The organism is Nostoc paludosum FACHB-159 (genome assembly GCF_014698835.1).
GTDB lineage: Bacteria > Cyanobacteriota > Cyanobacteriia > Cyanobacteriales > Nostocaceae > Nostoc > Nostoc paludosum.
This window is the reverse complement of sequence record NZ_JACJTU010000003.1, coordinates 184549-210865: the sequence shown is the minus strand read 5'-3', so window position 1 is coordinate 210865 and position 26317 is coordinate 184549. Positions and strand designations below refer to the sequence as shown.

At 40.7% G+C, this 26317-nt stretch carries 18 protein-coding genes; 8 read left to right on the top strand and 10 right to left on the bottom strand.

Annotation, left to right across the window (positions count from 1 at the left end; genetic code table 11):
- Positions 1–159: 159 nt before the first annotated feature.
- Positions 160–939, bottom strand: a complete 780-nt coding sequence (locus H6H03_RS04715; protein ID WP_190953985.1) for a hypothetical protein — start codon at positions 937–939, stop codon at positions 160–162.
- Between the two features lie 489 nt (positions 940–1428).
- On the bottom strand, positions 1429–2613 hold the full coding sequence (locus tag H6H03_RS04710; RefSeq protein ID WP_190953984.1) for an NAD(P)H-quinone oxidoreductase subunit H: 1185 nt from the start codon (positions 2611–2613) through the stop codon (positions 1429–1431).
- 556 nt (positions 2614–3169) lie between these two features.
- On the opposite strand from H6H03_RS04710, the gene H6H03_RS04705 reads away from it, so the two are divergent.
- The 5 genes from H6H03_RS04705 (at position 3170) to H6H03_RS04685 (ending at position 9673) form a co-directional block, all read left to right on the top strand.
- The gene (locus H6H03_RS04705; RefSeq protein WP_190953983.1) at positions 3170–5080 is read left to right on the top strand and encodes a M48 family metallopeptidase; all 1911 of its coding nucleotides are present in this window, start codon (positions 3170–3172) and stop codon (positions 5078–5080) included.
- 407 nt (positions 5081–5487) lie between these two features.
- Positions 5488–6375: a 16S rRNA (cytosine(1402)-N(4))-methyltransferase RsmH gene (gene rsmH / locus H6H03_RS04700; protein WP_190953982.1), complete on the top strand. Its 888-nt coding sequence runs from the start codon at positions 5488–5490 to the stop codon at positions 6373–6375.
- Between the two features lie 106 nt (positions 6376–6481).
- A complete protein-coding gene (locus H6H03_RS04695; RefSeq protein WP_190953981.1) occupies positions 6482–6709 on the top strand; it encodes a hypothetical protein in 228 nt (75 codons plus the stop codon).
- A 369-nt stretch (positions 6710–7078) separates the two neighbouring features.
- Entirely contained in the window at positions 7079–8074 is a 996-nt protein-coding gene (locus H6H03_RS04690; RefSeq protein WP_190953980.1) for an endonuclease/exonuclease/phosphatase family protein, read from the top strand.
- A 264-nt stretch (positions 8075–8338) separates the two neighbouring features.
- Entirely contained in the window at positions 8339–9673 is a 1335-nt protein-coding gene (locus H6H03_RS04685) for a lamin tail domain-containing protein (RefSeq protein ID WP_190953979.1), read from the top strand.
- A gap of 694 nt (positions 9674–10367) precedes the next feature.
- Here the strand turns inward: H6H03_RS04685 and H6H03_RS04680 are convergent.
- Positions 10368–11339 (bottom strand): DUF362 domain-containing protein, encoded by a 972-nt coding sequence (locus H6H03_RS04680; protein WP_190953978.1) that lies wholly within the window; start codon positions 11337–11339, stop codon positions 10368–10370.
- Between the two features lie 50 nt (positions 11340–11389).
- The gene (locus tag H6H03_RS04675; RefSeq protein ID WP_190953977.1) at positions 11390–12472 is read right to left on the bottom strand and encodes an ATP-binding protein; all 1083 of its coding nucleotides are present in this window, start codon (positions 12470–12472) and stop codon (positions 11390–11392) included.
- Between the two features lie 174 nt (positions 12473–12646).
- Here H6H03_RS04675 and H6H03_RS04670 point away from each other — a divergent pair, with 174 nt between their 5' ends.
- Positions 12647–15394: a cation-translocating P-type ATPase gene (locus H6H03_RS04670; RefSeq protein ID WP_190953976.1), complete on the top strand. Its 2748-nt coding sequence runs from the start codon at positions 12647–12649 to the stop codon at positions 15392–15394.
- Between the two features lie 78 nt (positions 15395–15472).
- Here H6H03_RS04670 and H6H03_RS04665 read toward each other — a convergent pair whose 3' ends face one another.
- Complete coding sequence (locus H6H03_RS04665; RefSeq protein WP_190953975.1) at positions 15473–16888, bottom strand: aspartate ammonia-lyase; 1416 nt, start codon at positions 16886–16888, stop codon at positions 15473–15475.
- Positions 16889–17253: 365 nt separating this feature from the next.
- Here H6H03_RS04665 and H6H03_RS04660 point away from each other — a divergent pair, with 365 nt between their 5' ends.
- Together H6H03_RS04660 and pgsA are read left to right on the top strand one after the other, a co-directional pair.
- Positions 17254–17817, top strand: a complete 564-nt coding sequence (locus H6H03_RS04660; RefSeq protein WP_190953974.1) for a Uma2 family endonuclease — start codon at positions 17254–17256, stop codon at positions 17815–17817.
- Between the two features lie 20 nt (positions 17818–17837).
- Positions 17838–18359 (top strand): CDP-diacylglycerol--glycerol-3-phosphate 3-phosphatidyltransferase, encoded by a 522-nt coding sequence (gene pgsA, locus H6H03_RS04655; protein ID WP_190953973.1) that lies wholly within the window; start codon positions 17838–17840, stop codon positions 18357–18359.
- Between the two features lie 303 nt (positions 18360–18662).
- Here the strand turns inward: pgsA and H6H03_RS04650 are convergent, their stop codons facing one another.
- The 5 genes from H6H03_RS04650 to H6H03_RS04630 form a co-directional block, all read right to left on the bottom strand.
- Positions 18663–22544, bottom strand: a complete 3882-nt coding sequence (locus tag H6H03_RS04650; protein WP_190953972.1) for an nSTAND1 domain-containing NTPase — start codon at positions 22542–22544, stop codon at positions 18663–18665.
- A 566-nt stretch (positions 22545–23110) separates the two neighbouring features.
- Positions 23111–23473: a hypothetical protein gene (locus tag H6H03_RS04645; RefSeq protein ID WP_190953971.1), complete on the bottom strand. Its 363-nt coding sequence runs from the start codon at positions 23471–23473 to the stop codon at positions 23111–23113.
- A 153-nt stretch (positions 23474–23626) separates the two neighbouring features.
- On the bottom strand, positions 23627–24511 hold the full coding sequence (locus tag H6H03_RS04640; RefSeq protein WP_190953970.1) for an SMP-30/gluconolactonase/LRE family protein: 885 nt from the start codon (positions 24509–24511) through the stop codon (positions 23627–23629).
- 668 nt (positions 24512–25179) lie between these two features.
- The gene (locus H6H03_RS04635; RefSeq protein WP_190953969.1) at positions 25180–26124 is read right to left on the bottom strand and encodes an NAD-dependent epimerase/dehydratase family protein; all 945 of its coding nucleotides are present in this window, start codon (positions 26122–26124) and stop codon (positions 25180–25182) included.
- 29 nt (positions 26125–26153) lie between these two features.
- Positions 26154–26309, bottom strand: coding sequence for a hypothetical protein (locus tag H6H03_RS04630; protein ID WP_190953968.1), 156 nt, complete (start codon positions 26307–26309; stop codon positions 26154–26156).
- Positions 26310–26317 lie beyond the last annotated feature (8 nt).

Here is a 26317-nt window from a genome sequence, read left to right as displayed (position 1 = left end):
TACGCTAAGCTTCTAATGCTTGTTCTTTTAACGATTACATCCAATCGAAATAAGTGGAGATTATTATTTGGTTAAGATGTGGTGGGTCAAGACTTCTGCTTAACCCACCGAACAACTTACTGTTATTCCTGCTTCAACTAAAGATAAATTTGCTATTTACTATTCGACACTTGCAATACTTCTGACTGTTTTTGGTTTGTACTTCAGCAATGAACTAACACTGAAAACGCTAAAAGCTAGCAGACCTAATACAGTATTTGATTCAGGAACGCTAGCAGTGGCAGTGTCAATTTTCCATTTAAAAGTACCATCTATAAAGGCTTCTCGCGTCCCTAAGCCGCCAGAAATATTGGCTTGATTTTTGATAGTAACAATGTAGTTTTCTCCTGCTACAATTGCTCGCTGGAGTGTACCAGATGTGCTAGAACCAAAAAATGTGCCGCCTTCTGGGCCAGACCAATTGAAGAGAAATCCATTCAGACCAAACGTATCCGTACCAGAGCTACTGATATCATAGTCTAGGGTGAAAAACCCTGTTGCATCAGAGATAAATTCGTAGCTCCAGTCCAACCCGTTAAATAGCTGGGCGCTACCAGAGTTAACTGCAACAGTGTTCCAACCAATATCTGTCAAATTAACCACACCCTGAGAACTATCTATCCATGTAGCTGTTCCTTTTGCTTGAGAAAGAACGCTGGCTTCACCTGAGGTTGCGAAGGCACTGACTGAGGCACTTAACGGGTTTACAGTGCCTAGTTGACTGTCGCTATCAATATCCGTAATCAGACCACCACCAGCATCTGAATCAGCTTGAAGTATTAACGATGAGCTAACAGGAGTAGGAAGAGCATACACTACAGCTGGGTTGAGTCCTACAGTAATTATTGCTGCTCCCACAGTGGTCATTGACAGGCTTTTAATTGCTGTTGAAATCTTCATTTGTAATTAATACCCCTAATTTAAATATTTTTGGTGATTCATGTACGCAATTGTATCCAATAAAATAGTATAAAAATTTATTTTCTAAGTAACTTTACGTAAAATTGTTCGAGCCTTCACACGATTGATTTTACAATTGACCATATAAACTAACAGTGTTTACACGGTCTGAATGCAACAGAATTTTGAAGTCAATCAGCCTTGATGTGGGGCTACCAAACCCAGGTTGTAAATATAATAGACCTCTTGCATAAATATGAATTTGTATCACGCTCCAGGCGCAAAGGCGCAGAGAAGAGAACGCAAAGAAGGACTTTTGCAAGAGACTCCATGAACACAATTCCCAACGAAGGAATGAAAATATTTCTTTCCTAGTCACCAGTCCCCAGTCCCTATTTTCAAGGCAGGTCTAATGTCCCCTGTAATAAAGAAGAAAGCAGTTACACCTTGGTGCAACTGCTCTTTTAAAAGTTATTGGACAGATATTTTCTACCTATCCACAGAACCCATGATCACATCAATACTGCCGAGAATCACCACAATATCTGCAACTTTCATCCCCCGCAGTAAATGTGGGAGAATCTGGAGATTGTTGAAATCAGCAGGGCGAATCTTCCAGCGTGCAGGGAAGACGTTATCATCGCCTACCAAATAAATTCCGAGTTCACCTTTGCCACTTTCTACACGGGCGTAGATTTCACCCTTGGGAATTTTGAAGGTGGGAGAAACTTTTTTACCGATGTACTGATAATCAAAGGCGTCCCATTCTGATTTTTTACCCGCGGCTAGGCGCTTGGCTTCGAGATTTTCGTAAGGGCCGCCAGGAAGTCCTTTAATTGCTTGGCGAATAATCTTCACAGATTCGCGCATTTCCCGCATCCGCACCACGTAACGGGCAAAGCAATCACCGGCAGTTTCCCATTGTACGTCCCAGTCGAAGTCGTCGTAACATTCGTAATGGTCAACTTTCCGCAAATCCCATTTCACGCCGGATGCGCGTAACATTGGGCCAGAAAGTCCCCAGTTAATTGCTTCTTCACGGGTGATAGTACCGATACCTTCAACACGCCGCCGGAAGATGGGGTTATCTGTCACCAAGCGTTCGTATTCATCAATTTTGGGTATTAAGTAATCGCAGAATTCCAGACACTTATCTACCCAACCATAAGGCAAATCAACTGCTACACCACCAACGCGGAAGTAGTTATTATTCACCATTCGGTAACCTGTGGCAGCTTCCCACAAGTCATAAATCATCTCCCGTTCCCGGAATTGGTAAAAGAAGGGAGTTTGAGCGCCAACGTCAGCGAGGAAGGGGCCAAACCACAGCAAGTGGTTAGCGATGCGGTTCAACTCCAGCATGATGACGCGGATGTAACTAGCGCGTTTGGGGACAGCTACACCTGCTAGCTTTTCCGGTGCGTTGACGGTGACGGCTTCGTTGAACATGCCCGCAGCGTAGTCCCAGCGACTAACATAGGGGACGTACATCACGTTAGTGCGGTTCTCAGCAATTTTTTCCATGCCTCGGTGGAGGTAGCCAATGACTGGTTCGCAGTCAACGACATCCTCGCCATCCAGAGTCATGATTAGCCGCAGAACCCCGTGCATTGAGGGGTGGTGTGGCCCCATATTTAGCACCATCGGTTCAGTGCGGGTTTCTATTCTGGTCATAGATTTAGTGTTCTCCCGTTGTGACAATTTTGAATCGAACCGCCAAGATGCCAACTAGACCCAATTTATCTTGTCTGTCATATCAAGTTAAGGTCTGTCAGGGATTGACGCGGAGATGGGGAGATGGGGGGACGCGGAGAATGAAGTTTTTCCATGTCCTGACATCAACCCAAACCTGTCAATTTCTATTTGACAGCCTTTTAGAGGCAATACTTTTAGAGAAACTGCTCTACATGTATTGCCTACAGGGGTAAGTTTGAGAGGGGGTGACAGAGGAGGGATTTTACTTGATGTTTCATTTTGTTGCACTTCTTCAACTATTATATGGAAGCTCGATATGCACTTAATTAAGGCACCAGAATTTTTTCATTTCATGGCGCTGGGATAAAGGAATACGGAGAATAATTCGATCGCTAATTACTAAAGAAGACACGCAGAGTCGGGAATGCGTTAAAAAAAGATGCCTATTCAATAATGATTAACTTCTGAGTTTTTACGTAAGCTGTAAGGATATTGTGTCAGCTATATTACAGTTTTATCAGGCTGGTACATATCTATGGCTTTTACTCAAGAGCGTTTTGATAGGCTAATTCAGAAGTTAGAAGTTTTAGCTAATAAACAACCGCATGTTTATAAATTACACGTTGCTTTTTTGGCTACTTTAGGCTACGCATATATATTTTTAGTTTTAGCTGTAACGTTGACTCTGCTGGTAGGTATTGTCTTTTTGATGCTGAACGCTCAGTCAATTCATGCCTCATCTATAAAAGCTATTTTGTTTTTACTGGCGTTAGTATTGGTGTTAGTGCGATCGCTTTGGGTTTCTTTTGCTCCACCTACAGGTTTACCACTGCAACCCAAAGATGTACCCAATCTCTATTCTTTAACTAACGAAATTTCATCGAAGCTACAAGCTCCACGGTTTCACCATATCTTGCTGACCAACCATTTTAACGCAGGGGTTGTCCAAATACCACGCTTAGGTTTGCTGGGATGGCAGCAAAATTATTTAATTTTGGGTCTACCGTTAATGTTGGCACTGCCACCCGAACAATTTCGTGCCGTCTTAGCCCATGAACTGGGGCATTTATCAGGAAATCACAGCCGTTTTAGTGGTTGGATTTATCGCCAACGTGAAACTTGGTATCGCATTATTAAAGGGCTGCGAGAAAGTGGCAATGAAGTATCATGGTTTATTTTTGAGCGGTTTTTAACATGGTACGCCCCGTTTTTTAATGCCTATTCTTTTGTGTTGGCACGGAGCAATGAATATGAAGCAGATAGATGTGCTGTGGATTTAGCTGGAGAACAAAATGCTGCTGAAACTTTGATAAATCTGGAGGTAAAAGCTAGATTTATCGAAAGATATTTTTGGTCTAGTATCTATAAACAAGTAGAGTCAGAAATTGAACCACCAAAAATGACTTATACAGCTATGCAACAAGCTTTAAGTCAGAGGCTGCATCAGGAAATAACAAGTATTTATTTAATGGAAGCATTAACACAAAAAACAAACAATGCTGATACTCATCCTTGTTTGGCAGATAGACTCAAGTCCTTGGAATACACTTCCAATTCCCAGAAAGAAGCAGCTATATTTGCTCCCATTGAAATCAGCGCCGCACAAGAATTTTTAGGTAATAATTTAGATAAATTGATTGACTATTTTAGTCAAGTTTGGCGAGAAGAAATAGCAGCATCTTGGAGGCAAAAATATGTTAATCATCAAAATTCAATAGCTAGATTTGCAGATTTAAATAAGAAATCAAAGAAGCAACAGCTAACTCAAACAGAAGCTCTTGAAAGAGCATTTTTAACATTTCAGTTTGAAGGTGAAGAAGCGGCTATACCTTTATTAAAAGAGATTATTCAGCTTGATGCTCAACATGCATCAGCTAATTATTTACTAGGACAAATATTATTAAAACAACAAAATGCAACTGGAATAGAACATATTGAAATGGCTATAGAACAGGACTCAAGCATAGTTATAGAAGGTTGCCAAATAATTTACTCTTTTCTTCAAAAACAAGGAAAACTCAATGAGGGAAAACTTTATCAAAAACGCGCAGAAAATTATTATGATTTAATTTTGAAAGCCCACCAAGAGCGTTCTGATTTGAGAGAAAATGATAAATTTGAACCTCATGGTATTTCAGATATTGAGGTAAGCAAGCTTCGCAAAAAATTATCATGTTACCCGCATATAATAAGTGCTTATTTGTTTCAAAAAAGTTTACAATATCTTCCTGAAAAACCACTTTATATTATAGCTGTCAAGCGAGAATTCAGTTGGTTAGAAGGCAACTCTGAAGCCGATAATTCCAAACTTGTGAACAGCTTGTTAGAGGAAAATGAATTACCTGGTAATGTATTTATTTTTATTTTAAATAACCATTTAAATATGGAGAAAAAATTAAAACTGATACCAAATTCGATGGTTTATGATAGGAAAAGTAAAAAATAGCACTAGGCAACAGGCTGGAAAGCGATTGGAAATCGCGCGCCACTTGCTACCCTATGGGAACGCTAAGAGCGAACAAGTCGGGGAACCCGCCCAACGCAGTGGCTTGGCTACACAGACGAAACCCACCTACGTGGGTTTGAAAACCTTGATTTTGTGTTAGTCCACGCAGGTGGACTAAGCTTTGTGTAATAGCGAATTCTATTCGCTTTTTAAACATCCTCTAAGAGCTTAGCAACTGCTATATATCATTCAAAATCCCCCTAAAATAGGAGGATTTTGATTTATTTTCCCTTGGTTTATGTATGTATTCCAGGTTCAAAAACTATTTTTTAACTAGGAACTATACAAAGACACAACGAAAAGAATACATAATAAAAGTTCATCTGTGGTTTTTTGCCCTAAGTCTCATGAATGGTCAGCTAGCTATCGAAGAACCGATATTTTCCCATCTCCCAGTGTTACCGCAGGAGGTTATCGCAGGTCTAGCGGTATCTCCGGGAGGTCATTATCTTGATACGACGGTAGGCGGTGGCGGTCACAGTCGCCTAATCTTAGAAGCTGCTGCGGATGTGCGGGTAACGGCGATTGACCAAGATGAGGATGCTTTGGCTGCGGCGCAGAAAAACTTAGCTGAATTTAACAATCGCGTACAATTTATTCATAGTAATTTTGCTGCCTACAAGTTTCCCCCTAACACTTTCGATGGTATTCTTGCAGATTTGGGGGTGAGTTCTTACCATTTAGACCAACCAGAAAGGGGTTTTAGTTTTCGCCAAGCTGGGAATTTGGATATGCGAATGGATCGCGGGCGATCGCTAACTGCTGCTGATGCGATCAATAATTGGGATGAAGCCGAATTAGCAAACATTTTCTTTCAGTACGGCGAAGAAAGATTATCGCGGCGCATTGCTAGACGCATCATCGAACGGCGTCCGTTTCACACGACTGTTGAACTGGCTGAAGCGATCGCACTTTGTGTTCCCCCAAAATACCGTTATGGTAGAATTCACCCCGCAACTCGTGTTTTTCAAGCTTTGCGAATTGTCGTTAACGATGAGCTAAAATCCTTAGAAACTTTTTTAGATAAAGCACCAAACGCCCTTGTACCTGGCGGCAGAATTGCAATTATTAGTTTTCACAGTTTAGAAGACCGTTTGGTGAAGCATGGTTTGAGAAATTCACCTTTATTAAAAGTATTGACAAAAAAGCCAATTATTGCAACTGAAGAGGAAATTAGTAAGAATCCGCGATCGCGATCGGCCAAGCTGAGGATAGCCGAAAGAAAACAGGAGTAGGTATATACTAAGTCGTATAGTTTACCAAAATTAGAGTACTTGAATTTATCTGGAATCGCCGAGTATGGCGATGTAGTTTTGTTTGTAGTTCAACTTCAGTACTCTAATGATTACGACAGGTTTTGACAACGGCGATCGCGTGATTGTGACTGAAAAAGGAGAACTCCACAATCAGCATGGCAAAATAATTGCTCATGTAAGTGATTATTTCGATGTTCAAAAACAGTACCAAGTACAGTTAGATAATGGTCGTAATGTCAAAATTTCAGGTCGGTTTTTAACAGATGAAAGCTCAGTTCTGGATGAAAATGCCGAGATAAAAAATCTTCTATAACTGATAACATCGCGGCTGCCAAGAAATAAGGTAGAAGAATTAGAGATTAATTTGAAACATTTAAGAGAATGTCTGAAGTCTAAAAACAAATCCAGATTCGACCAACAATACAATTACATTTTAGAAGAATTGAAAATTGCAGTCGAAAATCAATTTATAACAACAGAATTGAGCAAACCTATAAATATCAGCTTGGAAAAATTAAAATATTGGTTAAAAAAACATTAAATATTAATTCTACAAGGCAAGGTGACTCGCTCGCTTTTTAAAACTTAGTAAATATTCATTCAGAAAAATTTTTTTTGCAGTAAGATGTCTTTGTAGAAATAAGTTCAATACCAAAATTTATCTATTATATTTGGAGCAAGTATGGCTATATTTAAGGTCATGACTTGGAATGTAGAGAATTTATTCTCTTTGGGTAATAATTTTAGCCCAAAAACGGAAGCAGAATATACAGAAAAATTGAATAGCTTAGCTAGTGTAATTCTGACTCTCGATCCTGATGTGCTAGCTGTTCAAGAAGTTGGGGATTTGAAGGCATTTACAGAATTGTTAGCACTGTTAGAAGGGCGCTATCCTCATACATGTTTATCTGCATTTCCAGACCCTCGTGGAATTCGGGTTGGGTTTTTTTCAAAAATAGCGATCGCTGAACAGGAAGATATCATAAATTTTCCTGAAGGTGGCTTTTCTAAAGTCATCAGTCAAGACACAGAAGGAAACTTAACTGAAGTTAACCGCATGGGTCGGGGCGCTTTGCGAATTCTTGTCAAACCTCAAGAAAATATTTCTATTCATATTATCAATGCACACTTCAAGTCTAAACTGCTAACTTTTTCTTCAACAAACAATAATCCACGTTTTGCTCCAAAAGATGAAAATGAGCGTAGTCTAGTTGCTGGCTTAGCACTTATAAAGCGGACAGCAGAAGCAGTTGCATTGCGTGTCAAAGCAAATAAGTTACTAGAAAATAATGCCAACCAAGGTCTGATTGTTCTAGGAGATTTAAATGATGTACCATCTGCTGCTACTACTCAGATTCTTCATGGCCCAAGTGGTAGCGAAATTGGGACACGTGGGTTTAATTTGTTAGACAAAGGAGATGATACCAGACTATTTAATCTAGCTCCTTTGATTGATGAAAAAAGACGATACTCGCGTATTTTTCAGAACAACAAAGAGTTAATAGATCATATTTTTGTTAGTCAAGAGTTGTTACCTGGTCAACCGCGCAAATTACCCCAAGTGGACAGCTATATTGATGCTATGGATAGTTTACCTTCTGTTAGCGATGACCCAAACTTAAGGCGGGGCAAACCTGGGTCAGACCATGCACCAATAATTGCAGTTTTTGATTTGTAAATATGTATTATATTTGCATATTTATGCTTAAGATTGTCATTTTTGATTGTTCATTTTTATTTATAAATGAACAATCAAAAGGGACAAATGAATCAAATAATTATCCAATTATAGATGCGATCTAAGAATTCAGGAGTGTCTTTGATTCCATTGCTAAGTACTGAATTCTTAACGATGTGTTTTAGCTTAAATTCTGTTTATCAGAATGAAAGCTTGAGACTAAGTTTTTACTGTCAAAAAACAAAAAATAGGAGTAAAAATAAGATGGCTGCCGATCCAACTATTTACGATAAAATCTGGGAAGCTGACACTAATCGCTTTTCGGTCAGTGTACGTGATGCCGAGGGAAATTGGGTTGACCCAGATGCCGATATCCTACTCGATCATCAAGTGAAAGCAGCAGGAGATAAATGGACTGATTTGGCAGTTCGTCCTCTGTTCCATAAAGTTAAAGATGAACGTTTTGCAGATGGTACTTATGCAGCATTAATTCAATTGTTTGATAATTATTTGGTGAATTACCGCGACCCGGAAGAGTTTACAGAACAGGAAAATGATGAAATTAATAAATTTCTTCACCTGTTACTAGATACTGAACCGATGAAAATTGCCTATGATTACATCACCAATGGTCTGAGAAAACCGATTTCAAAAGATGAGTTTCTCAGAGATATAAATCAAATCTGGTTTGAACCATTCACCAATTATTTTGGAGATGATATTCTCAACTACTGTTCTGGATTTGAACATGTATTTGTTGGCGAGGGTAAATTTAATCCAGGGGGTGGCCCGCGTTGGGGAGAGATTAGTGGTTATCACAACTGGGTGAAGTTTTATTTAGATGAAGCCAAGGGACGAGTAAACTTTCTCGGTACGCAGTATAAGTTACCTGGGGTGTCTGAGGTGCAAAATCCCCACGTAGTAACGCTACAAATGACCTGGATATTAAGTAATATGGCTGGCGATCCTGTTGCCCAGATTTTTAAGGAACGGGGAGGCTTTTTTGTCGGTACTAGTCCCGAATGTAATTTTGCTCTGGGGACTGTAGCCTACTACGAGTCCGTTCAAAATTTGACTACAAATGAACGGCGGGCTGTGACTATTCAAGGCGGAAATTATAACTTGGTAATTTACCGCGAAACAACTAAAGAAAAAGAGCGGGGCAAACACATACGCTCATTTTATCCAGAATTCCGTGGTGGTGGAAACTTTGAGCCTTTACCACGTCCTGGTAGTGGCCCTATCTCGCGTCCACTTGAAGATGTACAAATGCAAAGCGGCCCAGTAGTTGTGGCCGCAGCCCTCCCAAATCCAGAAAGATCGGAATCCGGGGAATGGGTTGAGTTAAAAAATATATCGTCAACACCAATTGCGTTAGATGGGTGGTTCCTCACAGATAAAGCCGGTCGGCGGCGGATATTGGAAGGAACATTAGCGCCTGATGAGCAAAAACAATTTATTGTGCGGACAAATAGCCCTCTATCTATGCAACTCGGTAATTCCGGTGGTCAGATTGGACTTTATCAACCAGATGGCGAAATCATTGCTTCGGTGTTTTATAAAAAAGCTGGGGAGGGGAAAGTTATCAACTTTTTATAACTAAAGAATTCAGAATTCGGCGTTCCTGATACCATTTCTTTGTGAGGCTGCGCCAAATTCTCTTGGCTTGCTTCTTTCTTTCTTTACTTTGTGTCCTTTGCGCCCTTTGCGGTTCGTTTCTTATATACTTTGGCGCATCTTCATACAGAATTGGTATGAGTTGGTATGTGAATCGACACATAGAGACGTTGCAATGCAACGTCTCTACAATGATTTTGATATCATGCACAATCGTTTTCATACATAAAATTAGCAACGGCAATAATTCAGTATGATTTGAAGCTAGAGTGGCGATTTTTAAGGCTTATGGCACAGTATTACTGTGTCATAAGCCTGTATTTTTAACAATTAATAATTTATGTATATAAGATAACTTTCTAAAAATAAATTATAGTAATTATCTAAAACTCGTTCACAGATTCAAACCTTAAAAACCATATACAATGTAAAGTTCAAAAATTGCGTTGCTTCCTACCTTTGTGAGTATTGCGAATTCGTATTAACCAATTAAAAAAACCGCCACTATATTAACTAGGACGGTTTGGTTAAGCAATCGGAGGGTAATTACAGATTACTTTGCTAATAAATGAAATTGCTGTAACGAAGTTTGCAATTTTAAATTGGGCATTGGGAGGTGTGGGAGGAGCCAGAAGCATAAATTTTCTTACTCCCCACACTACCCAGTCCCTATTCCCTAGTTTCTCGCGTAAACACTCATTGGTTCCTTGATAAACCGGGTGTAAAGATGCTTAAACGTAGATTTAATGACGCGGGGCATACCAAAATCGATGGGCATTAATTTGTCTGGTAGCCGCCAATCTTCTATTTTTAATAAGTCAGGATTTAAATTTGGAAACTCTATGGCAGCAAGTTCTGGACAAACTCCTAATCTTTGGGAAGCTGCAACTGTAGGCACTTGTTCGGGAGGAACATTGAGGATTTCCACCATTGCTCGATCTAGGGCAAATATATCTGATGCAGCTGCTAAAATGCCCAATTGGCGAGGTTCACCGTTACTAGGGCCATTGCCTTCATGACCGATGATGCCATCTAATATGGTTAAGTTAGGGTTAATTGCCCTAGCAGTTTCTACTAACATTTCAGCAAACCTGTTGGCGTCTTTTCCGGCTTCCATGTGCCACCAAGCTTTCATTTTGCCGGGAACGCAACCAAACAAGTTTTTTACGCCCAAGGTTAATGTCAACTGGGCATGGGATTTGACTTTCGGTAGGTTAATTACCACATCTGCTTCCATCGCTTCTTTAGACAGCCGCAGGTGGTTAAAATTATCGCTGACGGTTTGGTAACGCTGTCCGTGAAAATCGATGATGGGAAGGTTGAGTTCTTCTAAAATAGGCAGATAGCCATTTGCTACTGCTACACCCTTGGCGCTGCCAAAAGCTGGACTATCACCCAAAAATGGCTTTCCGCCAACTGCGATTACCATTTGGGCAACTGCGTAAACTAGTTCTGCACGCGTGATACACTCTTTACCAGGACGCGCACCTGTGAGCAGATTGGGTTTGAGTAAAACGCGATCGCCTTTTTTAACAAACGCTGCCATTCCTCCAAAAGGTTCCAGCAGTGTCACTAAAGATTCTCGTAAGGCTTCTCGTTCATAGGATGTAGCCCGAATGAGACTAACAGATGGTTTTTGAGTCTGCATAGATAATAAGTTACGAGTAGTGAATAGCGCCAACACTCATTAGTCACTTACTAACTTAACCTCTGCCGTAACCACAAAGCTAATAAAGGTAATGCCAGTTGATAACCTTGTTCAGCACTGTAGATTAAACCTTTGTGCTGTAATCCACTCAGGGAACCCTGAAGGCTACCACCTCTTGAAAGACCATGTTTTTGAATATATTCTTTACTTTGTGGCTTATCTGTAGGATCTAAAGCTAAAGATTCCAAAAGATGCACTTGATTTGCTGGTAATAACATCAGTAAAGATTCAAATGTTAAAGATAAATCTTTGAGCAATCCTTCTATTGCCTGTTCCACTGCTGCTTCACTAATTAAACCATCAGGATAAGAAAAAGTTTGCAGGCGGCGAACTATGGCCATAGCGTCACCAATGTGTCCTTGTACAGCATCTAAAAATAATTGCAGTGCTTGAGAACGAGGATCGAATTTCAGTTTTTGTGTATGCAATATTTCCCTCGCCCATAATGCTAAAACGTCATTAGCTAAGGGCGCTAATTGTATAGTTTCTAAGGGATAATTTGTTTCATCTGTTTGATGACTTGTTTCAGCGATTGTTGCTACTAAAACATAGCTGACATGAGTTTGCACATTGATTTCTTGCCTAAATGTAGCTTCCCACAAATGATTGCGATCCCAAGACCGAATATGCGGAAAACTTTGCAAAATCAGCACCACACGCTTATTCAAACTAATAGCCATAATTTGCAGCAACTTGAGCAAAATTTCAAATGCTTGCCATAGCTGCTTTTGGTTCAGAGAACGCAATAACTTGAGTTTGCCTTCTGGATGAAAGACAAAAAACTCATTGCCAAAGTTAGTTACCCAATCTTGAATTTGTGCTGCTTGCCAGTTTTGACTAATCGCTTCTGCTAGCAGTTGAATAAATCTCTCCCCATCGATCGCCCGGATGCAATCTATCTCCAAAACCATCGCCCCAACTTCTTGGGTAGCCACTCGCACTAAAGTCCGCCGCCCACTACCCGGTACGCCAGTAATCAGCAAGTCTCCATCTTGCGCTAGCACTTCGACAATGCGCTGAAATTCCAGCGATCGCCCAATCAATTGTAAAGAAGTAGACAGTTCCAAACTCACTACTTTTTGCCCTTGGTTTTAATCCCCACCATCATGGCAAGCATACTCACTTCAATGGTTCCTGAGCAACCATTGAAGCTAACTATGATTTGTATCAAATATTATTAGTGCTTGTTTTAATTTAGCACTTATTTTTAGTGCTATTAAATAATTAACACTAAAAAATTATTAGTTATGGCACAGGCAGTATTTACCATCACACCCCAAGAGAAACAGTCCGCAGTTTGGCATACATTGGAAATTCCCGAAGCGATCGCCCGTTTAAATACTGATGCTGAGAATGGCTTAAGTAGTGCAGTAGCTAAAAAGCTATTGTCTGAGGTGGGGGCAAACGAACTCACAGGTAAGAAAACCAAACCTTGGTGGTTAAAATTTTTACTGCAATTTAACCAACCACTGCTGATTATTTTGTTGTGTGCAGGTTTAGTCAAGGCTGTAACTGGCAGCTTGGTGAACGCTGGTGTCATTTGGGGCGTGACTACCACCAACGCCATCATTGGGTTTATTCAGGAATCGAAAGCTGAAGGTGCGATCGCCGCCCTTGCCAAAGCCATCACCACAGAAGCCACCATCATCCGTGATGGTCAAAAAATACGTATTTCTTCCAGTGAGTTAGTACCTGGAGATATTGTATTACTAACTTCCGGTGATAAAGTTCCAGCAGATTTACGGTTGATTCAAGTTAAAAATTTACAAGTAGATGAATCTGCCCTGACTGGTGAATCTGTAGCGGTAGAAAAAAATACTCAAATTATCAAGCCAGATACGCCTTTAGCCGAACGCAAAAACATGGCTTATGCGGGTGGCTTCGTTACCTTTGGGCAAGGTACTGGTGTTGTAGTTGCCACAGGTAAGACCACAGAAACCGGGCGGATTTCCCAGTTAATGGAACAGCACACCGATATTTCGACCCCATTAACCAGAAAATTCGATAAATTTAGCCAGAATTGGCTGTATATGGTCTTAGGTTTGGCAACCCTCTGCTTCGTAGTGGGATTAAGCTTTCGAGGTTTTCAAGAAGCTTTAGAAGCAGCAGTCGCTTTAACAGTCAGTGCCATCCCTGAAGGATTACCAGCAGTAGTTACAGTGACGTTAGCCATAGGCGTTTCCCGCATGGCGCGACGCAACGCTATTATCCGCAAATTGCCAGCTGTAGAAACCTTAGGGAGTGCAACTGTTATTTGTTCCGATAAAACTGGGACTTTGACAGAAAACCAGATGACAGTACAAGCAATTTATACTGGGGGACACCAATATACTGTCAGTGGTATTGGTTACACACCAGACGGCGAAATCTTGATAGATGACAAACCTGTGAACCTCAACAGCGATAAGGGTTTGCAAGAATGCTTAATTGCCGGGTTGTTGTGTAACGACTCCCACTTAGAGAAGAAGAATGGTAGGTGGGTAGTTATAGGAGATCCTACAGAAGGGGCATTAATTACATCCGCAAACAAAGCAGGTTTTAGTCAGCCAACCTTAGCCAAACAAATGCCGAGGTTAGATGCAATTCCCTTTGAATCAGACTTTCAATACATGGCGACTTTGCACGCCACACCCCAAGGTAAGACTATCTATGTTAAGGGTTCAGTGGAGGCAATTCTTCAGCGCTGCACCTTGATGTTGAACACTGAGGGACAACCCCGCCCGTTAGATTGTGTAGAAACATTACGACAAACTAGCATCGAACGGGAAGTCAATATTATGGCACGACAAGGCTTACGGGTATTAGCTTTGGCGAAGAAAGCAGTACCCGATAGACAAAATACACTGGATCATCCAGATATTGCTACTGGGTTAATTTTCATCGGCTTGCAGGGAATGATCGATCCGCCGCGTGAGAGTGCCATTAAGGCGGTGCAAGCCTGTCAAGAAGCTGGGATTCAAGTCAAAATGATTACTGGCGATCATGCTATCACAGCACAGGCGATCGCCCGCCGCATGGGCATCAACAAAAATGGTTCAGTTCTGGCTTTCACAGGTACAGAACTAGCAAAAATGGATCGAACAGAACTCGCCCAAGTTGCCGAAGAAGGTGTAGTTTTTGCCCGTGTCGCCCCAGAACAAAAACTGCGTTTAGTTGAAGCCTTGCAATCAAAAGGTGAAATCGTCGCTATGACAGGAGATGGTGTCAACGATGCACCGGCTTTAAAACAAGCAGACATTGGGATTGCGATGGGTGGTGCTGGTACAGAAGTCGCCAAAGAAGCCGCCGATATGCTGCTTACAGATGATAATTTTGCCTCCATTGAAGCTGCTATAGAAGAAGGACGGGCGGTTTATAAAAATCTGCTGAAGGCGATTTGTTTTATTTTGCCAGTGAACGGTGGCGAATCAATGACGATTTTAATTAGCACATTATTAGCCAGAGATTTACCAATTTTATCTTTACAAGTTCTGTGGCTAAATATGCTTAATTCCATCACAATGACAGTGCCTTTAGCTTTTGAGCCAAAAGCGCAAAACGTAATGCAGCAAGCACCGCGCCATGCCAATGAACCGTTAATTTCTGGCAGTCGTTTAAAAAGGATTTTGGCAATTTCTCTGTTTAACTGGATTGTGATATTTGGGGTATTTGAATATATTCGCCAAACCACAGGCAATATAGATTTAGCGAGAACAATGGCGATTAACTCTTTGATTGCCGGAAGGATATTCTATTTATTGAGCATTAGTCAATTAATTCCGAATTTGATTGCTAAGATGGATGGCACAATTAAAGAAAATATCGATATACCCGCCATTGGATTTGGAATTTTAGGGGCAATTCTTTTGCAAATTGTCTTTGCCCATGTGCCATTGATTAATGAAGTTTTTGAAACAGCACCGTTAAATTTACAGCAGTGGTTGTTGTGTTTAACGGTAGGTTCACCAATGATTTTGTGGGCTGCGGTGGTGAATCGTTTTGATCCGCCAAATTAAGTAGAGACGTAGCACTGCTACGTCTCTACAACTGCTGCTTCTCTACAACGATTTTGATATCATGCAGAATCGTTGTTTTTATTCTCGACTCAGAGGTAAAATAGCACTCATTTGTTCTAGATTTAACACTGTAGATAAATCTGCCTCACTCATTAATCCTCGTTCTAAGACGATTTGCCGTAGGGATTTACCAGTTTCTAAAGATTCTTTGGCCACAGCTGCGGCATTTAAATAACCGATGTGAGTGTTGAGTGCAGTTACTAAAGCTAAACTACCTTCAGCGTATGCTAAACAACGGTCTTTGTTAGCTGTAATTCCTTTGATGGAACGTTCTGTAAGTGCAGCAATAGTATTACCCAAAATTTCGATGCTGTGAATTAAGTTATAGGCAATCAGCGGCATCATCACATTCAATTCTAATTGTCCTGCTTGGGCAGCAAGAGCGATCGCATTGTCATAACCCATCACCTGAAAACATACCATTGATGTCATCTCTGCCATCACTGGGTTATATTTCCCTGGCATAATTGAGGAACCTGGTTGTACTGGCGGCAGTTGAATTTCTTTCAAACCAGTTTTTGGCCCCGAATCCATCAACCGCAAATCATGAGATATTTTGGCTAAATCCTGGGCTAAGTTCCGCAAAGCACCGGAAACGTTGACAAATGGTGCCATACTCTGCATGGCTGCCATCAGGTGCGGCGCAGGTTCTAATGGAGTATCAATTAATTCTGAGAGAACTTCCACTACACGGGCGCGATACAAAGGATGAGTATTTAAACCCGTTCCCGCTGCACTACCTCCCAAACCCAGCACCATCAAATCTCCAGAGGCGGTGTAAATCCGGTTTTGATGTTCTGTGAGAATTTGTGCCCAAGCTCGAAAATTTTCACCCAAGCGCACAGGTACAGCGTCTTGTAAGTGAGTTCTGCCAGATTTGACGATATCTTGAAATTCTACAGCTTTGTTTTCTAAGGCAGCGATCGCCTCCTCCAAAGCTGGGTGTAATGTGTGAGAAAGTGCCAATAAACCACCAATCCTAATTGCTGTGGGAATCACATCATTGGTAGACTGCCCATAGTTAACGTGATCGTTAGGACTAACGCGTTTATAATTGCCTTTTTCGTCGCCAAGAATTTCTAAGGCGCGATTTGCCAGAACTTCATTAACATTCATGTGGTGAGAAGTTCCAGCACCCGCTTGATAAACATCCACAACGAATTGTTCGCGCAACTTCCCAGCTAAAATTTCATCAGTTGCTTGCACTATCGCTTGACTAATATCTTGGGGAATGCAATTTAGTTCTCCGTTAACAATTGCCGTAGCTTTTTTAATTAGCAAACAAGCATCTACGTAAGTAGACAAAGGCTTGATGCTGCTGATAGGGAAGTTTTCGATTGCCCGTAGCGTTTGAATACCGTAATAAACGTTACTAGCAATTTGGCGATCGCCCATCGAATCCCGTTCGATACGAAAATCTATATTGTCAGTCATAGTATTGTTTGGATGATCTTGAAATACAGATCATGCCATGCAAATGATACTCACGCCATTTTTACAAAAAAACATACTCAAAGCCCCTCGCCTAAAATCTTTTCAAAAATCAAATAATCGTTTCATTTTTTAGAAAAACCACTCAGAAATCTCAAATTTGCACAATCAACAATCAGCAACTAACTAAGTACAATATTTCATTAATTCCTAGCTAATTCTCCGCGTTCCTTTGCGCTTACCCCGCGCTCCTTTGCGTTTAAATTTAAACCCTCAATTCGCTACGATTTTACGCAAAGCTGTACTAAGCTCTGTCAACCCAGTTGATTTAAGCTAAACTTACGTTTAAATACGAGCAGGAAAACATTATGATTAAAACACCAACTCGCCGTCTATCTTTAGAGGAATTTTTACAATTACCAGAAACTAAACCAGCCAGTGAATATATAGATGGTGAAATTATTCAAAAACCTATGCCTCAAGGTAAACATAGTAGACTTCAAGGTGGATTAATGACTGCAATTAATCATGTAACAGAACCTACAAAAATTGCCCTAGCTTTTCCAGAATTACGCTGTACCTTTGGGGGAGGTTCCACTGTTCCAGATGTTGCAGTATTCGCTTGGCAACGAATTCCTATAGATGAAAAAGGTGATATTGCCAATGCGTTTAATACATATCCAGATTGGACAATTGAAATTCTCTCGCCCGAACAAAGTACCACCAAAGTTACCAAAAATATTTTACATTGTTTAAATCATGGTACTAGCTTAGGTTGGTTAATTGACCCAGAAGAATATGGTGTTTTAGCGTATCCACCTCAGCAACAACCAATCTATTTAGAGAACGAAGAAGATATATTGCCAGTACCCGATTTAGTCAGTGATTTACATTTGACATTAGGGCAATTATTTGCTTGGTTAAAGTTATAGATAATTTCTCAACCCAAATCATGACTTTACCTAACTGGATTACTTTTTCTCGTCTGCTGGGTGTACCATTTTTGCTATACGGTTTGTACAACCCTACCTCTGAGGCTAGGTGGTTATGTTTGGCGATTTTTTTAGTGGCGGCGTTGACAGACTGGTTAGATGGTTATTTAGCGCGGAAACTCAATCAAATTAGTGATTTAGGTAAGTTTCTCGATCCTTTAGTTGATAAATTTTTGGTACTTGCACCGTTAATGGTGTTGATTGAACTGGGAAAAGTGCCAGCTTGGGGAGTGTTTTTGATTTTAGCGCGAGAATTAGCGATCGCTGGTTGGCGAGTTAATCAAACGACAATTACCGGGGCGAACATTTGGGGTAAACTCAAAACTGTAAGTCAAATAGTGGCGATCGCACTTTTGATTGCGCCACTACCTGAAGTTTGGCAAATTCCATCTTTGATTACATTTTGGATTTCTGTTGCTTTTACGTTAATATCTGGCGGTATTTATCTCTTACCGCAAAAAGCTACCACTGAACAGGAATAAAACTGCAATATAGTATTGTAATTCAGTGGTCGGTCGAAGATAAAAAGTATAGCGGTACTCACATAGGTTAGGACATTTTAAAAACTTGAATGCTAGGCATAGTAAGACTTTTACCTCCTGCCTTCTGCCTCCTGCTATATATTGTCAGCCTACCTGAGTTTGGCCCTTATGCACATACTCATGGAAATTCAATAATGGTGAAGAAGTACTGGAACTTTTGATTGAAGATTACCAAGCACAAGGAAAACCACTACCAGAACCTTTGACTGCAAACTTTTCATTTGAGTTTATATCATCCTGAAGCTAATGCTGAATTTTTTCAAGGTTTTTCAATACATCCTGGTGCTTTTTCTGTAGCCCTTGTTGTTGATAAAGGTTAGCTGCTTTCTGAAAATTCTCAATTGCTGACTTGTTATTGTCCAACTTGATATAGCAAAGTCCTAGATATTCGTAAGCAGGTGCATGGTTTGGTATCAGGCGAATTAAGCGTTTAAAATCTTCTATCGCTCCCGAATAATCCTTCAATTCCATACAAGTTATGCCGCGATTATAGTACGCCCCTGTGTAATTGGGTTTGAGTTGAATTGCCCGACTAAAATCATCAAATGCTGCTTGAAAAGCTTTTTGTTCCCGCTTGTCTACACCCTGTTTGTTGAACTTATCAGCTGGTGCTGAGTTCCAAACATACTTTTGGCATATTTGGCAAGCGGCTTCGACATCACTGCTATCGTTAGGATTTATCAAGGCACGATAGTAATCTAATCTGTTGCAACAAATTTCTAGCCACGCTTGCCAACCACCTGGCCACAACCACACCGTACCATCAGCACAAGCACTGGCAATCTTCTGCCCATCGGGACTAAAAGCGATTGAATACACAGGACCGTTAATTCCCCAAAAAGGTTCATATATCTTATGGCCAGAGATATCACACAACCTCACTGTACCGTCTGCACAGCCACTAATAATTATTTGCCCATCAGGGCTAAAACTAACTGACCCCACAGCAACCTCAAGCATAACTCTCAGAGAAAATTCATTGATTTGCTGACCAGAGATATTCCACAAACGTAATGTATTGTCATTACTGCCACTAACAATCATTTGTCCATCGGGGCTAAACGCAACTGAATTTACGCGAGCGTTATGCGCCTGCAAGGGTTCACCGATGGGTTGACCAGAAATATTCCACAAACGTAATGTATTGTCAGTACTGGCACTAACAATCATCTCTCCATTGGGGTGAAAGGCTACTGAATTTACAGCAGCGTTATGCCCCTGCAAGGGTTCACCGATAGGTTGACCAGAGATATTCCACAAACGTAATGTATTGTCATCGCTGGCACTAACAATCATCTCTCCATTGGGGTGAAAGGCTACTGAATTTACAGCAGCGTTATGCCCCTGCAAGGGTTCACCGATGGGTTGACCAGAGATATTCCACAAACGTAATGTATTGTCAGTACTCGCACTAACAATCATCTCTCCATTGGGGTGAAAGGCTACTGAATTTACAGCAGCGTTATGCCCCTGCAAGGGTTCGCCGATGGGTTGGCCAGAGATATTCCACAACCGTAATGTATTCTCATCACCGCCACTGACAATCATTTGTCCATCGGGACTAAAAGCGATTGAATACACAGGACCTTCATGCTGCCGCAACGGTTGACCAATTGAGTTGACAGAGATATCCCACAACCGCACTGTACTATCAGCACAACCACTAGCAATCATCCGCCCACCAGGGTGAAAGGCAATGGGTCCAATGAGTCCGTTGGGGCTGTTCACCCACCAGGGTTCACTGATACACTTGCCAGAGATATGACACAACCGTAATCCATTGTCATTAGAGCTAGTGAGAATTATCTGCCCATCGGGGCTAAAGGCAACTGAATTGATAGGAGCACTATTAGCTATATCTCTCGAATAAAATTCAGCGATGGGGTTGCCGTAAATGCCCCACAACCGCACTGTACCGTCATTACTGCCACTAACAATCATTTGCCCATCGGGGCTAAAGGCAACTGAATTGACAGCATCTAAATGCCCTTGCAACAGTTCGCCGATAGTGTTGCCACAGATATCCCACAACCCTAGTGTATTGTCATAACTGCCACTAACAATCATTTGCCCATCAGGGCTAAAGGCAACTGAAGTGACAGCAGCCTTATGCCGCTCCAACGGTTTACCGATGATGTTGCCAGAGATATCCCATAACCGTACTGTCTTGTCAGCACTGCCACTAACAATCATTTGCCCATCAGGGCTAAAGACAACTGAACCGACAGCATCTAAATGCCCTTGCAACGGGTTACCGATGGGGTTACCAGAAGAGATATCCCATAAACGTAATGTATGGTCATCACTGCCACTAACAACCATCTGACCATCAGGGTGAAAGGCAACAGACCTGACAAGAGCTTTATGCCCCTGCAAAGGTTCACCTATGGGCTTGCCAGAAGAGACATCCCATAACCGTAATGTATAGTCATCACTGGCACTAACAAGCACCTGCCCATTAGGGCTAAAGGCAACTGACCTGATAAGAGCTTGATGTCCGAGTAAGGAAATTGAAGCTGAGGATATTTTTATCGCTCTATACAAACCAAGCTGAATTGGAGCAAGTATCTGCTCTGGCAATTTACCCAAATTTTCATCTATTGCTTTAATTGCCAGAACCAGACCGTTTTGTGTGTCTTGAGGATTCAGGAAATTATGTACTTCTATTCCTTGAACTCGCAACATGCTAGCATCAAGAAATTTATTTGCCTCATCGTTCAAAGCCAATATGATTTGTTTTTTTATCAGTTCCTGTATTTGCCAAAGCTTAGATTCTTTCCAAAGCTCTTCTTCTGCTTTTTGAGGTTTTTGTCTTAGTAAGCGACTCCAACGCCTAGCATCTTCGAGCAAACGCCTTCTTAAAAACAGAGGTTCTTCCGCTTCTTTTATCCAGGCTTGCAACATTGGCCAAGCGGTTAGCAAGATTTCATGGGCTACTTGTACTGTGGGTTTTTCAAAAGTTGATTTTTCATTTCCCACCACTAGCAGGCGATTAGGGTTGTCAGTTAGTATATTGAGTGTCTTCTCTAAAACTCCACCATCTTCAAACTCCGTCTTCTCGACTCTTCTAACAACAGGCTTAGTATCTGCAATATCTACTAACTCAAGAAATATTTTTTTAGCTGCTTGTTTTTCTTCTTCTGCAAGGCTTTGATATACTTTGTTTGCCTGCTGTTGTAATGCGCCAGTTACTCCTTCCAATTTTTGATAAGTACTTTTTTTCAAAGTGCGATCGCAGATACTACCACTATTTACTTCTGTCTCCCACATTTTTCGCAGCGTGTACTGTAGAAGTGGCAAACAACCAGTTTGTTGATGAAAATCAGAGATAATTTGGTCAACTAGATCTTCCTCAAAAGTGACTCCATTTCTAGCCGCAGGCTCAGCAATGGCTAATCTTAGCTCACTATCACTCATATCAGTGAGCATATAACTATAGTTATCATGAATATTTCCAAGCTCAGGATAGGGACTAAATCTATCCAGGAAATCAGCCCGCATTGTTAGAACAATCTTGACAGAGTTATCCTGTTCTTCAATAAGTTGCATCAGGCTAGCAACAAACTTGCCACGTTCTGCCTTGGAAGTCCTCGTAAAAAGTTCCTCAAACTGGTCAATAAAGATCAGCCACTGAGAATCGTGTTTCAATTGTTTTACAACTTGAATTAGGTTATTATCCTCCAGGGCAATATTCAGTTCTGACTGTTTATATCTGTTAAATTGAAGAGAACTATACAGAGATTTAAAAATATCTATATCTGGCTCGAAAGTTAGATTAATAAACGCACCCCAAGTATCTTCAAGATTTGCAATTAATCCTGCTCGAATCAACGATGATTTTCCACTTCCAGATGCTCCCAAAAGTAGAAGTACATTCTTTTGTTCTAAATGTTCGTTTAGTTTCGTAATCCATGCTTGGCGTCCAAAGAATTTCTCTTTATCTTTAGTTTGAAATTTTTCTAGTCCTACATAGGGAGAAACTTTAACAAGCTTGCGATTGTGAATGTCAGTTTTAGATTTCTGAGAAATGAAGTATTGAGTTATATTTCCACTAATGTTTTGACTAACAACACCTTTGGCATCACCACTAATGTTAACGTTACTTTCAGAGTTGTTGTTAAGCATATATATCTTCTCTTCTCTATAGCCACTTTTTCTAATTTAGTTATAAAAATATTAAAGTCGTAGGGTTTAATATCACTTAGTTAGTAAGCTTGATAAAACTGGGTTAACTTATAGTTACCCATAGTTACGCAAGTGTCATATAGGAATCATATTTGATTTTTCAAATCCACGTAGGGGCGTAGCAAGACTGAAATCTTGTAAAAAAATTGCAGTTGGGTTAATGAACGAAACCTAACACCGAGATCGACCTGGATTCTCACTCGGTCAACTCAATGTACAATTTTTTGCAAAATTTTAGCCTTGACACGCCAGTAAGGTGTGTTAGCACAAAAAGTACGGCATCAAATCCTTAACAATGGTACGTTTTGCAAAACACACTTACAAATACTTAATTTTGTTTAAATTTTAAACCTGATTCTATATTTATTTCGTATAGGTTGTCAAGAGTCAAAAAAAGTCTAGATTTTTTGGATTTTTGACTCTTGACCGCTATAACAAAAGTATATATGTGCCAGTTGCGTAAGTTACGAATATTTGAGATGTTGCAGCTTAATCAATCGACAATTCTAACTAATATCGCCTTGAGTTATATTTCCATGAATTGTGTCTGCAATAACACCTTTCGCATCACGACCAATATTAATCTTATTTGTACCTGCGACTTCTTGATGTTTCACTAACTCCAGTAACTCTTTAGCTTTCTTGAGAATTTCTTCATCTTGATCGGCACCAACTTTAACTAATTCCGCTCTCAAGGATTCTTCCCAAACTTCCGGTTGCTTTTCATCCCTTGCTAAAATTATCTCTGCCTTTGATTTGTCTGCAAACTTACGTTTGATTAAATCCTTCAAACTGTTAAAAGCATTTCCACCAATAGTTTCTGCTGCACCAGTCACTAATGCAGAAATAATCAGAGAAACTGGTTCCATAGACTTAACTCCTGAAATTTAGGTGCGTTTTTTGGCTGAATAGCATATTCTATTCTACAAACTCAAGTTCTAACTTTTCGGATTATCTCGTAATTAATTTTGCGAGATTTATCAGGTAAGTCATTTCTACTCCCATAACATGGTCTATCTACTTCATTTATAAAAATTATCGCTAGGTAATCCAGTAACATCAGTTTGGAGAGCAAATAAATCACCTGAGTAGAAACTTTTGTCAATCTCAGCTTGGCTGAGTCCAACTGAAGCAGTGGTGATATAAAGTGTTTGCAAATCTTCGCCGCCGAAGGTGCAACTTGTTATAAGTGGAACGGGTAGTTTGATTCGCAATATTTCTTCACCTTTGGGATTGAAACGAATTACACACCATCCATTCCACATAGCTGACCAAATATTTCCTTGACTATCTATAGTCAACCCATCTGGGTAGAAAGATTCATGAGTTAAATCAACAAAAATCCGGCGATTAGTAATATTACCTGTTACTGAATTAAAATCATAAACATATATTTTTTGTTTAGGAGAATCAGTTAGGTAAAATAATTTTTGATCTGGACTCCAACCCAAGCCATTAGAAATAGTCAATCCTGTTTCCATTAGATGTAATGAACCATCAGCATCATAACGATAGAGGTTAGCATCGGGATTTTCGATAGCAGACATTGAGCCGAACCAAAAGCGACCTTGGGGGTCACATTTGCCATCGTTAATACGATTATTTGGCATGTTTGCTTCAACTTCCAAAATGGGTGTAACTTCGCCTGTTTGGGTGTTGAGGAATGCCAGATGACGACGCAGTGTAATAATTAATCTATCTGTACCTGCTGTTGCGATCGCACCTACCACATCTCCGACATCAAAAAATCGATTATCCCCCGTTGCAGGGTCAAGTTGATGCACTCGATGGTTAAAAATATCTATCCAGTAAAGCAGCTTTTTAGTAGAGTCCCAAACTGGCCCTTCACCCAAACGGGCACGAGCATCTAAAATATTGTGGAGTGGATATTGCAAAACCTGGCTCATTTTATTAACCAATAATAGTATTTTCAGAAACTAGTTTTACTAACTTTGAGGCAATTATCAAAAAACTTTACCTGACTATTAGATAAAATTTTCATTCCTGTTCCAGTAAAAACTAAAGACGCAATTTATCGCGTCTTTCCCAAGTAGAATAATATATTTTTATTTTGACCAATGATTCCTTGATGCTATAGAGCAAGCGGATTTATCCGTAGAATCAATCCAAAATCTAAAATTTAAAATCCAAAATAGTATTTAGTCGCTGAGGATTTCCCTTATGTATCAAACAGACCCGCCTCTCTCTCCCAAAGAAACCCTACCCACCATGTACGATCTTCCCAGTGAATATCCTGAGGATTCTAAGGTATAGAACGCTTATGGTTACGCTGGTACGATGAAACCGGAAATTGGATTTCTACCCAGCTAGAACAAGAAAGGCGACGAGCCGAACAAGAAAGGCAACGAGCCGAACAGGAAAGACAACGTGCTGATAAGTTAGCGGCAAAGTTGCGACAATTGGGCATTAACCCTGACGAGGAGTAGTTAATTGGTTTATGGTAGTGTTGACTGTTGAGAGCCAGTTGCTACCCTGCGGGAACGCTAAAAGCGAACAACGGGGGGAACCAGCAAGGGCGCACTGGCTCCTGTTCACTGTCAGCAGTCAACAAACCTCACAATTCAACAGCTTGTAAAATCTCCTCATCTACAGAAAAATCAACCTCAGCTTTATCTCGACCAGAAGCGAGATAATCATTTTCCAAAGAATCTTGTAATCCAGAAATCAAATCATATTCCGGATGCCAGTTTAATTCTGTTCGCGCTTTGTTCACCGAAGCAAAGAAATGTTGCACCCGCATGGGAAAAGCTTTGCGTTTGCCAAAATCAAACTTCTTCGGGTCGTAATGGACAATTTTGATAGCATCGGGTGATTTCCCAGCCGCTACGGCACTAGCACGGGCTAAACCATCAAAAGTGACAAAGCGATCGCCAGAAATGTTATAAATCTGTCCTACTGCTTGTTTATTGCCCAAAACTTGAGTCATTGCCTTTGCTAAATCTTTGACATGACCAAATTGGGTGATATGCAACCCATTTCCGGGGATAGGAATGGGGCGATCGCGGACAATTCTGTCAAAAAACCAACTTTCTAAGTCATTATAATTACGCGGGCCGTAAATATAAGTAGGACGAATCGAAGTAAAGGGCAATCCCAGTTGAGTGAGGTAAGCTTCAGTTTCATGCTTACCCAAGTGGCGACTTTTGGGGTCTACTGCATCGCCTTCAACATGGGGAAGCTGGTCAGATTTGAGATACACCCCTGCCGAACTCATATATACAAAATGTTGCACCCGGCCTTGAAAAATCTCTGCAAGTGGTTGAGTATCACTGAGTTCTCGCCCATTATTGTCAAAAATGGCGTCAAAATTTTCTTGTGACAATTTTGCTTTTAATTGGGCAGCATCGGTACGATCGCCTATAATTTGTCCTACTCCCTGTAAAGAAGGTGCTGGTCGATTTCCACGGTTAAACAGCACCACCTCATGTCCTTGTTCCACCAATAGTTGAGTCAAGTAGACACCAATGAACCGAGTACCACCCATAATTAGAATTCGCATACCTTTCCCATTCCTACATCAGTTTTCTTTCAGGAAGCAAGGACTAAGGACTGGGGACTAGCTACTAAAGAAGAGTTTTCCCAATCCCCTGTTTGCCCCAATCTGAGGTTATCAGGTTGCAGCATCCATCTGGAACCTGTGAGGGAAAGATTGCGTCTCTGGCTTTCATCTGGGGCGCTTCCCATTAATTAAT

Excerpts from the sequence above, each read along its gene's own strand:
- rsmH (WP_190953982.1), top strand. The coding sequence starts at position 5,488 with ATGAATGGTCAGCTAGCTATCGAAGAACCGATATTTTCCCATCTCCCA.
- H6H03_RS04640 (WP_190953970.1), bottom strand. The coding sequence starts at position 24,511 with ATGAGCCAGGTTTTGCAATATCCACTCCACAATATTTTAGATGCTCGT.
- H6H03_RS04680 (WP_190953978.1), bottom strand. The coding sequence starts at position 11,339 with ATGCAGACTCAAAAACCATCTGTTAGTCTCATTCGGGCTACATCCTAT.
- pgsA (WP_190953973.1), top strand. The coding sequence starts at position 17,838 with ATGACTTTACCTAACTGGATTACTTTTTCTCGTCTGCTGGGTGTACCA.
- H6H03_RS04685 (WP_190953979.1), top strand. The coding sequence starts at position 8,339 with ATGGCTGCCGATCCAACTATTTACGATAAAATCTGGGAAGCTGACACT.
- H6H03_RS04715 (WP_190953985.1), bottom strand. The coding sequence starts at position 939 with ATGAAGATTTCAACAGCAATTAAAAGCCTGTCAATGACCACTGTGGGA.
- H6H03_RS04670 (WP_190953976.1), top strand. The coding sequence starts at position 12,647 with ATGGCACAGGCAGTATTTACCATCACACCCCAAGAGAAACAGTCCGCA.
- H6H03_RS04695 (WP_190953981.1), top strand. The coding sequence starts at position 6,482 with ATGATTACGACAGGTTTTGACAACGGCGATCGCGTGATTGTGACTGAA.
- H6H03_RS04630 (WP_190953968.1), bottom strand. The coding sequence starts at position 26,309 with ATGGGAAGCGCCCCAGATGAAAGCCAGAGACGCAATCTTTCCCTCACA.
- H6H03_RS04660 (WP_190953974.1), top strand. The coding sequence starts at position 17,254 with ATGATTAAAACACCAACTCGCCGTCTATCTTTAGAGGAATTTTTACAA.
- H6H03_RS04705 (WP_190953983.1), top strand. The coding sequence starts at position 3,170 with ATGGCTTTTACTCAAGAGCGTTTTGATAGGCTAATTCAGAAGTTAGAA.
- H6H03_RS04650 (WP_190953972.1), bottom strand. The coding sequence starts at position 22,544 with ATGCTTAACAACAACTCTGAAAGTAACGTTAACATTAGTGGTGATGCC.
- H6H03_RS04690 (WP_190953980.1), top strand. The coding sequence starts at position 7,079 with ATGGCTATATTTAAGGTCATGACTTGGAATGTAGAGAATTTATTCTCT.
- H6H03_RS04710 (WP_190953984.1), bottom strand. The coding sequence starts at position 2,613 with ATGACCAGAATAGAAACCCGCACTGAACCGATGGTGCTAAATATGGGG.
- H6H03_RS04645 (WP_190953971.1), bottom strand. The coding sequence starts at position 23,473 with ATGGAACCAGTTTCTCTGATTATTTCTGCATTAGTGACTGGTGCAGCA.
- H6H03_RS04665 (WP_190953975.1), bottom strand. The coding sequence starts at position 16,888 with ATGACTGACAATATAGATTTTCGTATCGAACGGGATTCGATGGGCGAT.
- H6H03_RS04635 (WP_190953969.1), bottom strand. The coding sequence starts at position 26,124 with ATGCGAATTCTAATTATGGGTGGTACTCGGTTCATTGGTGTCTACTTG.